This window comes from Pseudomonas sp. JL2, assembly GCF_031570495.1.
Classification (GTDB): Bacteria; Pseudomonadota; Gammaproteobacteria; order Pseudomonadales; family Pseudomonadaceae; genus Aquipseudomonas; species Aquipseudomonas rhizophila.
The window spans coordinates 80,780-95,537 of record NZ_JAKUDH010000013.1 but is presented as its reverse complement, the minus strand read 5'-3'; the positions used below and the strand labels follow the sequence as shown (position 1 = coordinate 95,537).

Here is a 14,758-nt window from a genome sequence, read left to right as displayed (position 1 = left end):
CGGCTTAATTCACCGTCAGAGACTTCAGCCCCAACGCCATGACTCGCTCGTCGCTCCCCAACCCCAGCGCCTTGGGACTGACCGCGTCGGGTAGATGAAACTGCACACGCACCTGCCCATCTGCGGCAATCGCTTCGCGGATGGCCGGGCTCAATGACAGCTCCAGGGTGTTCTCCTGCATGCGGGTCAGTTGCGTCGACAGGGCCGCAACGCCATTGATCGAGACCTCGATTCTCTGCCTGGTATGCAGGGGCTGTACGAACGCCGCAGCTTCGATCGAGAGGGCGCGGGCCTCAGGGGGTACACGCAATACAAGCTCTGCCTGAGCACCTTCCGACCAGGTGCCCCAATCTTCGACGCGCCCCCAGCCGCTGACCAACATCGCGTTTATTCGGTTGAACACCTGGCGCTCACCTGGCTTGACCTGCACGTCCAGCGTCTCCTGCGCTATCGGTGGGCATTGGGTACAGGTCTTCCATCCCGGTGCCAGCACCACGAGGCCATCAAGACGGGTCAGCAGATCGGTCTGACGATTAACGGTTTTGATCGCTTCGAGCGCGGTGCGGCTGTCGAGAATGTAGAGGGAATCCGCTTCATACTGACCGGTGGCGAGCATTTGGCCTGCGTGCCGTTGAGCGTGTTCGATCTCCCGAGTGCCCATCCGCCCCAAGTACACGCTATCGGTTTCCAGACCATGGTTCTGGGCGTATTGGCTGATCAACAGCCAGTTGTCCGGCTGATTCTGCGGCAACAACGACCGGACCTTGGCGTAGTGATTTGCCGCGCTGGCCCAAAACGGATCGGCCAGGGGCGTCGGCCAGCTCGAGGCGGTCGGCATCATCCGGCTCTTGCGCAGGCCTGCCCACCCGCTGCGGGTATCCAGAACCTGCACCACCAGGGCGACAGCCAGCAGACACACCGCAGCTCGTGGCTTATTGCCCCGGACCACCAAAAAGATCAGCGTAAACACGAGAATGTAGAACACCGGCCAGAACATTCTACCGGCCGCGCGAAAGACGTTCGCCAACTGCTCGATGGTTTTCGGCAACCAGTAATGCACATCCAGCATGCCAATACCGAGCTTGTTGGTCAGTGAAAAAAGCGTCAGCCCGATCAGCGCCAACAGCAATAGAGGTCTGCGACGCACGGCCTCCGCCAGGCCGGTGTTGCCTTGCAGCAGTGCCACGCCGGCGCAGATCGCCAGCATCAGCACCCCCAAACCCAGGTAATTGAAACCCTCGTAGTCCCCGGGTCCCTGGGGCATGTCGCGCAATACGTATGACCAGCCGCTGGGGTTCACCACCGACAAGAGATTCAGACGATACAAGCCAAAACCACCCGCCACGGTCCCGCCGCCCACACTGAAATAACCCGCTTGCCAGCAGCAGAATGCGACCAGCAGAAACAGCCCGGCCAGCTCAATCAAGGCATTGCGCCGGGGTAACCGACCCTTGATGGCTTTGCTGGCCAGATCAGCCAGCCAGATCAATGCCACCATCGCCAACAGATAGGCATGCACCAGCGCCGTCGCGGCCAATAGCACGCCCCAGGCCAGGCGTCGCTTTTGCAGACCGGGCCGCAACGCCAGGTACAGCGCCGCCAGGATCAGGAAATGCCCGGACAAGGAAAGATGCCCTCCCATGCGCAGAAACATCGGGGGCGAAAACACGAACAACCCGGCCCCCAACAACCTGATCCAGACCGAAGGCGTCAGCAGCCCCACCAGCTTCCAGGCAAACCAGGCCTGCAGGACAAAACACGCCAGCAGCCACAGCCCGAAATACTGGAACGTCTCGGGAAGCCAAGCATTGAAGGGCTTGAATATGAACGCCAGCAGCGGGTTGGAATCGGAAAAAATGATCCCGTTGGCCAACTCCAAGCCATAGGAAGGGTTCATGCCCAACGGAAAGGTCCAGGGCGAATCACGGAAAAACGCCCATCCCAGATAATGAGTCGCCGCATCGCCCTCCCCCAGCCAGGCGATATTCGTCGGGTTCAACACCCGAGGGCCGATGACCATCAGAAACGCCAGCACGCCCAGCAATACGGGCAACAGGGAAACCAGATAACGCTCGCCACGAACGGTCATCGATACGTCCAGAAATTATGCAAGATGAAGGTAAACACCGGGATGATCAGCGCCACGGCAGCAATGCCCGCCAGGTAATTCAGCCCCGCGCTCTGCGCCACCCAGGCCACCAGCATCGCCAGCCAGAATCCGCCGATCGACACCACCACGAAACGGCCGAGCGTGCGGCCATGCAATCGGCTGGAGAAACTCCAAAGCGTGTTGATCAGGTAAGACACCACGGTTGCCACCACAAACGCAAAACCGTTGGCCAACGGCGGGCTGGCCAGGATCAGGTGCACAAACAACACGGCAGCCAACACATGCACAGCGGTCACGAACAAGCCCGTCATGGCGAACCGCAGCCCACGTCGCAGCAACGGCGACCGCGTCCAGATCATGGTTTTTGTGCCAGACAGAACACCGTCAGGCCGGCCACGCGATTGGCGCCCATAAACGCAAGCTCCAGGCTGCACAGCGACTTCAACACGCCATTGACCAGCGGATGATGCCGAGTGAGCGAGCTGGCCGGCGCGCCGGACGTGTTGCGTTGCAACAGGCGCACGGCGGCGGCGATTGGAAACACCAGGCCGAAATAGTAAGCGCTTTTGTGCACCTGCAAACCCGCCTGGGCCACGACCCCCTCCAGTTGCCCGAGGGTGTAACGACGCTTGTGTTCCAGAAACACATCATGCCCGCTCCAGAGAAACTGGAACGCCGGCACGGTGATCAGGAAGCGGGTGCCAGAGGGCACCTTGTCGACATAAGCCTTGAGCAAGCCCATGTCATCGTCCACGTGTTCCAACACATCCATCAACAACACCAGATCCGCGTCCAGCGCGTCGATAGCGCGCCGGTAGTGGACGGGTTTGCCGGCGGTGCTGGCATCGGAGTCGGCCGGGTAACTGATGTCCACGCACCAGGCCCGGGCCGTCTCGGTATGGGACAACAAGTGATGGGAAAAAAAGCCCGATCCGGCCCCCACATCCAGCAGTGTTTTGGCCGATGTGCCTTTGAGCATGTGGAGCATGGCGCGCGCCTTGGAACGATAGTACCAATGCTGCCCGATATCGGGCCCCAGGATGTCGGTTTCCTTGAGATCCATTGTCAGTCCTTGGCGTCATAGATGCGCCGTACCAGAAAAACCGGTCGGCGTTTGGATTCGATATAGGTCCGGCCCAGGTATTCACCCAGTACGCCGATGCCGATCAGTTGCAACCCGCCCAGGAACGTGACGGCCACCATCAGGGAGGCGTAGCCTGGCAGATCGACCCCGGAAATCAGCGTCCGTAGCACAATGAACACCGCAAACGAAAAGGACACCAGCGAGACGCTAAGCCCCAGGTAGGTCCAGATACGCAGCGGTTCGGTGCTGAAACTGGTGATGCCCTCCAGGGCAAAGTTCCACAGACGCCAGCCGTTGAATTTGCTTTCACCGGCCGCACGCTCGGGCCTGACGTAATCCACGACGGTGGTTCGAAATCCTACCCAGGCAAACAAGCTCTTCATGAAGCGTCGGGACTCGGGCAGGCTCTGCAGCGCATCGACCACACAACGATCCATCAGCCGAAAATCACCGACATTTTCCGGTAGCTTGTGGTCGGCGATTTTATTGTGCAGCCGATAGAACCCGTTGGCGGAAACCTGTTTGGCCCAAGAGTCGGAGTCACGGTTTATGCGATGGCCCAGTACCACCTCGGCACCGTTGCGCCAGTGGGCGATCATTTGCAGGATCACCTCGGGCGGGTCCTGCAGGTCGACGTCGATCGGCACCACCGCCTGGCCACGAGCCGCTTGCAGACCGGCACTCAGCGCCGCTTCCTTGCCGAAATTGCGGCTCAGGTCGACGATCCGGATGCGCGGGTCGGCTCGCTGTTTTTCCAGCAACAGCACCAATGTTTCGTCGACACTGCCGTCATTGACGAACACCAGCTCCAAGGTCACCAGCGGCTCGTTCGCAAAAACCCGATCGACTCTGGCGATAAACAAATCTATGGGCTGGACTTCGTTGAAAACTGGAATGACAAGCGAAAGCGCTAGACATCCTTGCAGATCCGCTCCTGGATATTCAGTCACTTGATGGCTCTTTTTCTTATAGGTTTTTCCAGTCCCATCGGGCTCCCAGCCCCCGGGTTCCCCGGACCGGACGTCAATGACAAACGTCTGAATCGGAATGTATTAAGCAGGACCGCACAAGGCAACGCAAGAACGAAACCGGAACTTTATCCAGCCCCGCGCCCCCAAGATGACCTGTTTCCTGAAAAGGGTCGCCGGAGCAAATCCGAATCCACATCGGCAATATTTGATAACGAATGGAAACGAATTTCCCATAGCCAAAACTATCAGCTTGGCTAGGCTTGGAGCGACATGTGCAAAGCATGTCTTGAATGAATTAATCGCAGGGAGCGAACCGATGTATTTTGAGATCTACAGGCAGACCCGAGGCACCCAGAGCACTGGAAAAGGCCAATGGCGGTGGCGCTTGAGAGCCGGCAACCACGAAACGATCGCCAGCGGCGAATCCTATGTGAACAAGGCTGACTGCCTTCACGTCATCGGGCTGATCAAGAGTGCCCAGGGTGAGACACCCGTGAAAGAAATCTGAAACAGCGACGCACTGTACGACCAGTAAGCCGCCCTGCGTAACGAGCAGCTTTCTGCGTCCTGAAGAATCCGGGTCTCGCTTTTTACTGCGCCAAGGCATATCAGGCAGGTATCGTGTGCAGACAAAAGCGAGAGGCCGGTCTAAATGACTCAATCAAATCGTGATCGCGACTGGCTGGTGCGGGCTCCTGAATCGCGGAAAATGGAACGCATCGAAGCCTATTTCAGTGGCCATGGTTACACCACCCACCGGCATGACACCTACGCCATCGGCGTCACGCTTTGCGGTGTTCAGAGCTTCAACTACCGCCATAGAAAACGCCATAGCCAGCCCGGCGGAACCATCGTCCTGCACCCGGACGAAGTTCACGATGGCGAAGCAGGCACGAGCGACGGCTTTCGCTACCGGATGTTCTATGTAGAGCCCTCCGTGATCCAGCAAGTGCTGGGCGGCAAACCCTTGCCCTTCATCGAAGGAGGTTTGTCGAACGATCCTCACCTCAATGTGGCTACGCGCAGATTGTTGCGCTGCATGGATCATCCACTCGATCCGCTGGAAGAGGAGGACGGCATCTACGATGTGGCCCAGGCACTGGACAGCGCAGCGGGTAACCGGCGTGGGCGGCGATTGATCGACTACTCGGCGGCAGAGCGCGCACGACTGTTCATTCATGATGCCCTTGACCAGCCCATCAGTCTGGATGATCTGGTCCAAGCCAGTGGCCGGGATCGATGGAGCCTGTCCCGGGACTTTCGAGCGCTGTACGGCACCAGCCCCTATCGGTATATCAACCAGCGACGCCTGAATAAAGCCCGTCTTCTGGTTATCCAGGGCATGCCATTAAGTGAAGCGGCCCTGGCGTGCGGTTTTTTCGATCAGAGCCACATGACCCGGCTACATACCCAGGCTTTCGGCATTTCACCAGCACGCTGGCTGAAAATGCTGCGCTGACGTCGGGCGCCAGCCCCCACAAAAGCTGCACAATCATCCAATACCTGCTCAGGCTCAGGCAGTAAGGTCGCGCTCACCCCCTTCACAAGACGAGCATTCCCCATGAGCACTCACTACTCCCCCATCAATTTCGCTCAGAAATACACACTCTTCCAGGAACAGTGGGCCCCGAAAGTCGTGGCCGAAATGAACGACTACCAGTTCAAGATCGTCCGGCTCGAAGGTGACTTCGTCTGGCATACCCACGCCGATACCGATGAAACCTTCATCGTGCTGGAAGGCGAGCTTCGCATTGATTTTCGGGACGGCGCGGTGACGATTGGCCCAGGCGAGATGTACGTGGTGAAAAAAGGTGTTGAGCACAAGCCCAGCGCCGCACTGGAAGTGAAATTGCTGTTGATCGAACCTCGCGGTGTCATTAACACGGGCGATGAAACCAATGAGCGAACAGCGGTCAATGATGTCTGGATCTGACGTCGCCCCGTGACGTAACCGATGCCAGGAGGTCAATCGTACTCAGCCTCCTGGTGATCGCCCAACAGGCGCCGTTGGCGAGGTGTCGCGGCGGCCAGCACAGCAGGGTTGAATTGCCAGTACAGATAAGGCGAGAACTTCTGCGCGATCATCCGCCGGCCATAGTGAACCTGCAGCATATAACGTGAACGATCGACGCTGCGGTTCTCGCTGCCGGCATGCCACAACTCGCTACGCAGCACCAGCACATCCCCCGCCCGGCACAATACCGGTTGCGCGACGCGCCCTTGCCATTGCGTTTCGCCCGCCACGGGCGCCCGCCCCGCCCGATGACTGCCGGGAATGACGCAGGTGGGGCTCAGTTCGGCATTGATGTCGTCGAGGTAAAACTGTGCGGTGAAAATCTGCATCGGCAACTCGAAAGCTGGATCGGCCAGAAGCTGAGGTGGCAATGCCATTGCCAGGTAATCCAGGTGCAACGGGGCGCCGACAAAACCGGGATGGCACCGCCAGGCGGTCTGCCCAATGATGTGGCAATCATCCCCCAGAGCCGCCTCGGCCAGCTCGATCACCCCTTCCATATCGAGAAACGGCAACCAGAACGGATCGCGATTGAACACGCATTTGTAGTGATCGATCACGCCGCTGTAGTCCCAGTGCTGAGGCTTGAGGCGATCGATTGCAAGGCGCAGCTCGGTGATTTGCGCGACGCTCAACACCGCAGGCATCAGGACGAAACCGTCCTGATGCAGGGCTCGCAAGCGCTCGCTGGTGAGCGCCGCCAAGGATGGGAGGGTGGCCACCATCGCGCCTGGACTCAGGTGCGAAAACGGCCGATCAAATCCGCCAATGTCCTCGACAGCCCGGAAAGCTGCTGGCTGGCATGCATGCTCTGGGCAGAGTTCTGCGCCGCCTCGTTGGACAGGTCGCGGATGTCGGAGATGTTGCGGGCGATTTCCTCAGTGACACTGCTCTGCTCTTCGCAAGCGTTGGCGATCTGCGCGGCCATATCGTTGATCCGCTGTATGGAACCGCCCGTGCCGCTGAGCACCTGATCGACACTCGCCGCCCGCTCGACGCTGTCACGGGCCTTGGTGCTACCAACGTGCATTGCTTGCACGGCCTTGGCGACACCCGACTGCAAGCGCTCGATACGAACCTGGATATCCTTGGTCGAGTCCTGGGTCCGCGCCGCCAGCGCCCTGACTTCGTCAGCCACGACCGCAAAACCGCGGCCTTGCTCGCCGGCTCGCGCAGCCTCGATGGCGGCGTTCAGTGCAAGCAGATTGGTCTGTTCAGCGATGCCACGGATCACCTCGAGGACCGCGCCGATACTGGAGGTTTCCTGGGCCAAGGCCTCGATGGTTCCCGACGCGCTTTCCACTTCCTGGGCCAGTTGGCGGATCGATTCGATGGTGCTGCTGACAACGTCGGCACCATCACGGGACTGACTGGTGGCCTGTTGTGCAGCATCCGAGGCATTCAGCGCGTTGTGGGCGACTTCATGCACGGCGGCGCTCATCTGGGTCGCGGCGGTGCTGACCTGATCGAGTGCCGCATGCTCGCTGCTGATCAATTGGTCATTGGTCGCAGCCATGCTGGCCATGGCGCGTGCCGCGGCATCGACCTCTCCGGTCACCCGGCCCACCTCGGCGATCAGCGGCTGCAGTTTGTCGAGAAAGCGGTTGAATGCGCTGCCGAGCTGGCCCAGCTCGTCAGCCGAACGAACCTCAAGACGCGCCTTCAAATCACCGCCACCCTCTGCAATCTGCTCGACGCGGCTGAGCAAACGACGCATAGGACGCAGCACGACCATTGGCAAGGCAACAACGACCAGAATGCAGCCAAGCAGACCGATCAACAGAATGCCGCCCTGATGCACCCCCACTTCCTCGCCATTTTCTATCGCCGCGTCTCCCTCGCGGTGGGACGCCTGGTCTTCCAGCTCGCCAAGTTTGTCGATGGGATCACGCATGGCCTCGAACAGGCGTTCGCCGTCACCAAAACTCAGTTTGCTGGCCGCCTCCATATCCCCCACGGACAGCTCCATTACGCGCCTCGAAACCTGCTTCCACTTTACAAAAGCGTCATTGAACTGACTGACCAACGCCAGCGCCTCGGCACCGGGCTGCATCGCGGCATATTGCTGCACGCGATCATAAGCCTGCTTCGCATTCTCCTCATGACTGGCGCTCAGCGCTGTCAGATGCTCGTCCGCATGACCATCGAGCAGACTACGCTCGGCAACAAAAGCCTGGTAAAGATCGCGATCGGCATTGAGCAGCAAGCTGATGGCCGGCAAGTAACGCTTGGTCAGCTGTGTGCTGGACGCCGTCACCTGGTCGATGCCTCGCATGCCTGACCACCCCATCAACACCAACAACAGCGCCAGAAAAGCAATCGGCAGGGTAATTTTCCAGCGAAAGCCCAGGTCGGCAAAGAACCGCATCATGGGGGGCACTCCTTCTATGGGGGTTAGCCTTCTTATCGGCAGGCATGCCTTGAGCTATAGACCATTAGTCTGATTGACACAAAGCTTTCGGCCTGGAAGACACTGTGGTTATGCAGGTCGTGGAGGGGGTTGGCCGGGATCGAAAAAGGTGGGGAGACGCAATTGCTGCGGGGACTTTTCTGACATTTCCCGGCCACATAATTCAGGGAATCTTCTTACGCATCATCTGATTGATGATTTCTACAGAAGGGCCCTATAGTCCAAGCGTCGTTCGTAGGAGCGGCTTGGGTTTGGCGACCCATGACAAATATGCAGGAACCTCTCGCGGATTGCGGAACGCTACCGTGCGCAATATGCTGCTTTTCGGTAGCTGTGCGTGGGAGATCTTCGGATCTGCCGGTTTTTCTATTTGTCCGGTTCGCCAACCCGCGTACAGCTACCACCTTATTCGTTTGGCGACGATTAAGAAGGTCCTAAATCAAATGGAATTTAAAAAATGAATAGATACATGGCTCTTACCAGTAATGCCGACGATCAACCCCTCTTCGTCGATACCTCTGCGCCTTTGCACATACTGCTTGACACGGCGGGCTATAGAATTCGCGCAGTTACCCAGCTTTTAGAGAACCTCGCAATGCGCGGGGACATTCCCAGCGACTCGGTAATCCTTCAGGACTTTGCACAGCTGTGCTGTATCCCCTTGAGAGATGGCTGTGACGTGCTCGATGTCATAGCCCGACGATTGGATGCAGAGCCGGCCTAGTTCAAAGGGCCCCTGACGGGGCCCATTTCGTCGAAACGAGCATGGTTCGATGACACTGAAACCCTCCGGTTTGCCCGGACTCGATTAATCACATAAGCTGATCAGCATGAATACACACACCTCGGAGGCTCCGATGGATACCACAAAAAAAGTCGAGAAAGCGCGCAGAAAAGTCACTCACGAAGAGCTGACATTTCTTGACGTTCGACAAGCTGCACGTGATGGTCAGAAAGTGTTCGATAATTTTGTAATCACTGGCAAGCTTCCTATTACAAAGTAGGCGTGGATGCCAGCCGTTAAAATTTCCGCACTTTTTGAACAAACACAGAACTGGAAAAATATTGCCGCACACTTTTATAACTACAAGGTGTGCGGCGAGCTTCCGGCTATCTTTGGCAGAGATGAACAGCTCGATCTGAGCGATATGTGTCACATCCATTTGGCGAGCACTGCAGAAACACAAGCTCGTTGGACTCAAATCGGCCGCCAGTACTACCGCACAGCCCTAACAGAAGACCCTGACAACGACTTCTGGCTTATCTATGCCTATGATGATTTCAAAGATGCGTACCTAATGCTGACGATCATTGGACCAGATGCTCACAATCGGAAGGAATGGGGATCGTTTTTACGTACGGTTCATAGCGACATTGTGGAACCTTGGATCGTAGGAAAAATCATTTTTCCCGACCTAGATGAGTGACGCCGCATAGCTCTAATCAAAAATGGCTCACCATGAGTATTTGACCAGCCCTCGGACCTTTAGCATCGGACGACATCATAGCGAGCCTTTTGGCCCTAAAAATGCCCTACCCCAGAAACGAAAAAGCCCCTGAAATGTTCAACCATTTCAGGGGCTTAGTCGTATTCAATAATGGCGGAGAGATAGGGATTTGAACCCTAGGTACTGTCGCCAGTACAACGGATTTCGAATCCGTCCCGTTCGGCCACTCCGGCATCTCTCCAGTGGCGCGCATCATACCAGCACATTCGCCGGAAGCGAACCCCCGGGCGAAATTTTTTCCGTGCTATCAGATGCTTGCGTCGATTACAGCGGCACGCCCAGACGCTGGGCAACTTCTTCGTAGGCTTCGATGACATCACCCAGACCCTGGCGGAAGCGGTCCTTGTCCATCTTCTTCTTGGTGTCCTTGTCCCAGAGGCGGCAGCCGTCCGGGCTGAATTCGTCACCCAGGACGATGGAGCCATCGCTGAACACACCGAATTCAAGCTTGAAGTCCACCAGCAGCAGACCGGCGTCGTCGAACAGCTTGGTCAGCACCTCGTTGACCTTGAGGGACAACTCCTTCATGCGCGCCAGTTGCTCGGCGGTGCCCCAACCGAACGCCACAACGTGGGATTCATTGATGAACGGGTCGCCCTTGGCGTCGTCCTTCAGGAACAGCTCGAAGGTGTATGGGTTGAGCTTCATGCCCTCTTCCACGCCCAGGCGCTTGACCAGGCTGCCGGCGGCGTAGTTACGCACGACGCATTCGACCGGGATCATGTCCAGCTTCTTGACCAGGCATTCGTTGTCGCCCAGCAACTTGTCGAACTGAGTCGGCACGCCAGCGGCTTCGAGCTTCTGCATGATGAAGGCGTTGAACTTGTTGTTCACCATGCCTTTGCGGTCCAGCTGTTCGATGCGCTTGCCGTCGAACGCCGAGGTGTCGTTGCGAAACAGCAGGATCAAGCGGTCTGCGTCGTCGGTCTTGTAAACCGATTTGGCTTTGCCGCGGTAGAGTTCTTCACGTTTTTCCATGATGGGCTCCGCTTGCTAAGTAGATGGGCTAGGCGATATGTCGCCAGTTGAGCCCTGAATCTTGATCGGCCAGTTGCAGCCAGTCCGGGTCGCACCCTAGGGTGTCGACGAAACATTGCCGGGCCAGCTGCGGCAGGTTGTTCTTGCTGCTCAGATGGGCCAGGACCAGGTGTTGCAGGCCTTGCCAGCCCAACTCGGCCACCAGGAACGCCGCCTGGTGGTTGTTCAAATGTCCGTGTTCCCCGCCTACCCGCTGCTTGAGAAAGTACGGGTAGTACCCGCGCGCCAGCATGTCACGGCAATGGTTGGACTCGATCATCAATGCATCGAGATCCCGGTAGCTGTCCATCACCCTGTCGCAATACGAACCCAGGTCGGTCAGCAACCCAAAGCGCCGCTCACCGTCGCTGAACACATACTGCGTTGGCTCCCGGGCGTCGTGCGCCACGCTGACCACACTGACTTCCAGAGCACCAATGCGCAGTTGCTCGCCACCGGCGACGAAGCCAGCAGGTTCGATGGGCTTACGCAGCCCCTCCAGTGTTCCACGGCTCAGGTACACCGGCAGATTGTAGCGCCGAGACAGCAAACCCACGCCATGCACGTGGTCGGCATGTTCGTGGGTTACGAGTATCGCGCTCAATTGCGCCGGGTGCACACCCAGCCGCAACAGGCGTTTCTCGGTTTCTCGCAAAGAGAAACCACAATCGACCAGCACATACGTGCCGGCGCTGGCTATCAGCGTGCCGTTCCCTTGGCTACCGCTGCCGAGAACGGCAAAACGCATCGGATCAGCCCAGGTTGTCCTGAATCACGCTCAATACCTTGCGGGCCACATCGGCCGGCGCCACGGTGTTGATGTTTTTCTCGACGGTCACCTGAACGTTGTCACCCACCTTGCTCAGGCGAACCTGATAACGCTCGGCACGGGCTTCAATTTCTTCCTTGTCCGGCGCGCTGCCGAACAGACCGCTGAAGAAGCCAGGCTTCTCATCTTTCTTCTCGGCCTTTTCGGCGAGGTTGATGTAGTACAGGCCCAGGCTGCGGTTGATGTCTTCAACCCGCCACTCACCTTGTTCCAGCGCACGACCTACGCTCGACCAGGCGCGATCCAGGTCGGAGCCGACGTTGAGCACCGGGTTGCCGCTGCCGTCTTCGCTCAAGCTGACGCGGCTCGGGACGTCGAAGTCCCGGGATGCAAGCATCGAAACCGAACCGCCCTGTTCTGCGGTACGGCTCATGCTGGCGAGCATGTCGTCCACCAGCGCAGCGTCCAGGCCGGTGTTGACTGAACGGTTGGTGAAGGCCACATCGGCGGTGCTGCCGGCAGGACGTTCGGCGCTGACCACATAGATTTCACTGGTGTTGCGCTGCACGCCCGGCTCGATGCGAACCCGCACGCGGCTTTCGCTGTCGGCACCGACACCGGCGGCGCTCAGGCGCTTGGCCATGGCGGCGGACAGCTCATCGGCACGTTGCCAGGTCGTGGTGAATTCGCCCGTTTGCGGGCGCTGCTCATCCAGGCGGAAACCGTTGTCCTGGAAGAACTGGATCGCCACGGGCCAGACTTCGGCCGGTGGATGCTGGGCCATGACCCAGCTTGAATCGCCACTCTTCTGCAGGGTGTAGTCGCTGGCATCGGCCATGGCCGAGAGCGGCTGTGGACGGGGGACGATGTATTCGCCCTTGACGCTGTCGTCGGCCACATTACGCGGGATCGGCAACAGCGGATCCAGACGTTTGGCGACATTCACATCGGGAGGCAGTTGCATCGGTGCAGTCTGTTGCGCTTCCAGGTAATCGCTACCACGGTCGCGGAAGTAACCTTCCGGGCCCCAGACCCATCCGCAGCCACTGGTGCTGGAGATAATCAAGGCAAGTGCGGAAAGTCCGGCCATTCGCTTCATGCGTTGTACTTCCTCAATTAAACCAGGACGCCTGACTGGCGCATGGCCTGCCGAAGCGGTTCGTGACAGGCTTCGCTCAGCCAGGTGAGCGGCAGGCGGATGCCTTGATGCATCAGGCCCATTTCAACCAAAGCCCACTTCACCGGAATCGGGTTGGCTTCGATGAACAGATCCTTGTGCAACGGCATCAGTTTTTCGTTGATTGCCCGCGCGGTCTCGGCGTCGCCCTTGAGCGCAGCCTCGCACAGGTCGGCCATTTCGCGCGGAGCGACGTTGGCGGTGACGGAGATATTGCCCTTGCCACCCAGCAGGATCAGCTCGACCGCGGTCGGATCATCGCCGGACAGCACGATGAAGTCATCACTCACGCCAGCGAGGATGGCCTTGGCGCGGTCCAGGTCGCCGGTGGCTTCCTTGATACCGATGATGTTCGGCACGGTGGAGAGGCGAATCACGGTCTCGGCCTGCATGTCGCAGGAAGTGCGGCCGGGAACGTTGTAGAGGATCTGCGGGATGTCGACCGCTTCGGCAATGTGCTTGAAGTGCTGGTACAAGCCTTCCTGGGTTGGCTTGTTGTAGTACGGCACGACCAGCAGGCACGCGTCGGCACCGGCTTCCTTGGCGTTGCGGGTCAGCTCGACGGCTTCGCGGGTCGAGTTGGCGCCGGTACCGGCGATAACAGGAATCTGGCCAGCGACCTGCTTGACCACGGCACGGATGACTTCGATGTGCTCGTTGACATCGAGGGTTGCCGATTCGCCAGTGGTACCGACGGCGACAATGGCATGGGTGCCGTTTTCAAGGTGGAAGTCCACGAGTTTGCTGAGGCTGGCCCAGTCAAGACGCCCTTGTGCATCCATGGGTGTGACCAGTGCCACCATACTGCCCGCAATCATGAAACCGCTCCTGCCGGAAAAAGAGAGCGGTAATGGTACTGGCGCCAAGATGCTTGTACAAGCGAACTACCATTCCCCTTGGCGATGGTTTTCGCTACCCTTCAGGCTTTGATCGGTACCGATAAGCTCATACGCCGGTTCCCAGCCTCCGTTATTCGTCGCCACAAGCCCCATTCCTGCGTTTGTCCTGCCGCATTCCCGCCGTCCCGGAATGCAGCGCAACCCCAGGCACAGGGCTTGAGTCGTTCGTTTATCCCGGTCTGTCGCCGTGCCGAGCTGCAAAGGTGCCGACCGCTCATCGCTTTAGGAATGCTGCATGTCCACCCCCACAGTCCGCGAACAATTCCTTGTTATCAGTGCCCTTGGCGCCAACCCCATGGAGCTGACTAACGTCCTGTGCCGCGCCAGCCATGAAAATCGCTGCGCCGTCGTAACTTCACGCTTGACCCGTCATGGCGAATGCAGTGCGCTCGTGCTTGAGATTTCCGGCAGCTGGGACGCCCTGGCCCGCCTGGAAGCGAGCCTGCCGGTGCTGGCCAAGAAACACGCCTTCACCGTCAACGTGGTGCGCAGCGCCGCCCTGGAGAACCGCCCCCAGGCCCTGCCCTACGTGGCGTATGTGAGTTCGGCCTATCGCCCGGACATCATCAACGAGCTGTGCCAGTTCTTCATGGACCACCATGTCGAGCTGGAAAACCTGACCTGCGACACCTACCAGGCCCCGCAGACAGGCGGCACCATGCTCAATGCCACGTTCACCGTGACACTGCCGGCCGGCACCCAGATCAGTTGGCTGCGCGATCAGTTCCTGGATTTCGCCGACGCGATGAACCTCGATGCCCTGATCGAACCGTGGCGCCCCCAAAACCCAATGTAAGGA

At 58.7% G+C, this 14,758-nt stretch carries 16 protein-coding genes, 1 tRNA gene and 1 pseudogene; 6 read left to right on the top strand and 12 right to left on the bottom strand.

Going from position 1 to position 14,758, the window contains the following annotated elements:
• Positions 1-4: 4 nt before the first annotated feature.
• From MKS85_RS17555 to MKS85_RS17540, 4 genes are read right to left on the bottom strand one after another with little or no spacing between them, the layout of a single operon-like run.
• On the bottom strand, positions 5-2,089 hold the full coding sequence (locus MKS85_RS17555) for a DUF6311 domain-containing protein (RefSeq protein ID WP_188252104.1): 2,085 nt from the start codon (positions 2,087-2,089) through the stop codon (positions 5-7).
• Positions 2,086-2,469: a GtrA family protein gene (locus tag MKS85_RS17550; RefSeq protein ID WP_076385942.1), complete on the bottom strand. Its 384-nt coding sequence runs from the start codon at positions 2,467-2,469 to the stop codon at positions 2,086-2,088. Before MKS85_RS17550 ends, MKS85_RS17555 begins: the two co-directional genes overlap by 4 nt.
• On the bottom strand, positions 2,466-3,173 hold the full coding sequence (locus MKS85_RS17545) for a bifunctional 2-polyprenyl-6-hydroxyphenol methylase/3-demethylubiquinol 3-O-methyltransferase UbiG (RefSeq protein WP_139050910.1): 708 nt from the start codon (positions 3,171-3,173) through the stop codon (positions 2,466-2,468). Before MKS85_RS17545 ends, MKS85_RS17550 begins: the two co-directional genes overlap by 4 nt.
• A 2-nt stretch (positions 3,174-3,175) precedes the next feature.
• The gene (locus MKS85_RS17540; protein ID WP_310663042.1) at positions 3,176-4,144 is read right to left on the bottom strand and encodes a glycosyltransferase family 2 protein; all 969 of its coding nucleotides are present in this window, start codon (positions 4,142-4,144) and stop codon (positions 3,176-3,178) included.
• A gap of 337 nt (positions 4,145-4,481) precedes the next feature.
• Between MKS85_RS17540 and MKS85_RS17535 the strand changes: the two genes are divergently transcribed.
• The 3 genes from MKS85_RS17535 (at position 4,482) to MKS85_RS17525 (ending at position 6,098) form a co-directional block, all read left to right on the top strand.
• Positions 4,482-4,673 carry a DUF1508 domain-containing protein gene (locus tag MKS85_RS17535; protein WP_047227955.1) on the top strand — a complete coding sequence of 64 codons (192 nt, stop codon included), beginning with the start codon at positions 4,482-4,484 and terminating at the stop codon, positions 4,671-4,673.
• A 144-nt stretch (positions 4,674-4,817) separates the two neighbouring features.
• Positions 4,818-5,624 (top strand): AraC family transcriptional regulator, encoded by an 807-nt coding sequence (locus MKS85_RS17530; RefSeq protein ID WP_139050912.1) that lies wholly within the window; start codon positions 4,818-4,820, stop codon positions 5,622-5,624.
• Between the two features lie 102 nt (positions 5,625-5,726).
• The gene (locus MKS85_RS17525) at positions 5,727-6,098 is read left to right on the top strand and encodes a cupin domain-containing protein (protein WP_076385948.1); all 372 of its coding nucleotides are present in this window, start codon (positions 5,727-5,729) and stop codon (positions 6,096-6,098) included.
• A gap of 32 nt (positions 6,099-6,130) precedes the next feature.
• Here the strand turns inward: MKS85_RS17525 and MKS85_RS17520 are convergent, their stop codons facing one another.
• From MKS85_RS17520 to MKS85_RS29000, 3 genes and pseudogenes are all read right to left on the bottom strand, one after another.
• Positions 6,131-6,904 carry a phytanoyl-CoA dioxygenase family protein gene (locus MKS85_RS17520; protein ID WP_188252102.1) on the bottom strand — a complete coding sequence of 258 codons (774 nt, stop codon included), beginning with the start codon at positions 6,902-6,904 and terminating at the stop codon, positions 6,131-6,133.
• 11 nt (positions 6,905-6,915) lie between these two features.
• Positions 6,916-7,695 carry a methyl-accepting chemotaxis protein gene (locus tag MKS85_RS29005; protein ID WP_409078014.1) on the bottom strand — a complete coding sequence of 260 codons (780 nt, stop codon included), beginning with the start codon at positions 7,693-7,695 and terminating at the stop codon, positions 6,916-6,918.
• 78 nt (positions 7,696-7,773) lie between these two features.
• Positions 7,774-8,547: pseudogene (locus MKS85_RS29000) on the bottom strand (MCP four helix bundle domain-containing protein); the annotation flags it as partial.
• A 499-nt stretch (positions 8,548-9,046) separates the two neighbouring features.
• On the opposite strand from MKS85_RS29000, the gene MKS85_RS17510 reads away from it, so the two are divergent.
• Together MKS85_RS17510 and MKS85_RS17505 are read left to right on the top strand one after the other, a co-directional pair.
• Positions 9,047-9,313: a hypothetical protein gene (locus MKS85_RS17510; RefSeq protein WP_047227960.1), complete on the top strand. Its 267-nt coding sequence runs from the start codon at positions 9,047-9,049 to the stop codon at positions 9,311-9,313.
• 286 nt (positions 9,314-9,599) lie between these two features.
• Complete coding sequence (locus MKS85_RS17505; protein ID WP_047227961.1) at positions 9,600-10,016, top strand: type II toxin-antitoxin system YafO family toxin; 417 nt, start codon at positions 9,600-9,602, stop codon at positions 10,014-10,016.
• Between the two features lie 172 nt (positions 10,017-10,188).
• On the opposite strand, the gene MKS85_RS17500 is transcribed toward MKS85_RS17505, so the two are convergent.
• From MKS85_RS17500 to dapA, 5 genes are all read right to left on the bottom strand, one after another.
• Positions 10,189-10,278: transfer RNA gene (locus tag MKS85_RS17500), tRNA-Ser, on the bottom strand.
• Positions 10,279-10,361: 83 nt separating this feature from the next.
• Complete coding sequence (gene purC, locus MKS85_RS17495) at positions 10,362-11,075, bottom strand: phosphoribosylaminoimidazolesuccinocarboxamide synthase (protein WP_025212375.1); 714 nt, start codon at positions 11,073-11,075, stop codon at positions 10,362-10,364.
• A 28-nt stretch (positions 11,076-11,103) separates the two neighbouring features.
• Positions 11,104-11,862 carry an MBL fold metallo-hydrolase gene (locus tag MKS85_RS17490; RefSeq protein ID WP_188252100.1) on the bottom strand — a complete coding sequence of 253 codons (759 nt, stop codon included), beginning with the start codon at positions 11,860-11,862 and terminating at the stop codon, positions 11,104-11,106.
• A gap of 4 nt (positions 11,863-11,866) precedes the next feature.
• Positions 11,867-12,982 (bottom strand): outer membrane protein assembly factor BamC, encoded by a 1,116-nt coding sequence (gene bamC, locus MKS85_RS17485; RefSeq protein ID WP_047227963.1) that lies wholly within the window; start codon positions 12,980-12,982, stop codon positions 11,867-11,869.
• Between the two features lie 17 nt (positions 12,983-12,999).
• The gene (gene dapA, locus MKS85_RS17480; protein WP_076385956.1) at positions 13,000-13,878 is read right to left on the bottom strand and encodes a 4-hydroxy-tetrahydrodipicolinate synthase; all 879 of its coding nucleotides are present in this window, start codon (positions 13,876-13,878) and stop codon (positions 13,000-13,002) included.
• Positions 13,879-14,194: 316 nt separating this feature from the next.
• Between dapA and MKS85_RS17475 the strand changes: the two genes are divergently transcribed.
• Positions 14,195-14,755, top strand: coding sequence for a glycine cleavage system protein R (locus MKS85_RS17475; RefSeq protein WP_047227965.1), 561 nt, complete (start codon positions 14,195-14,197; stop codon positions 14,753-14,755).
• Positions 14,756-14,758 lie beyond the last annotated feature (3 nt).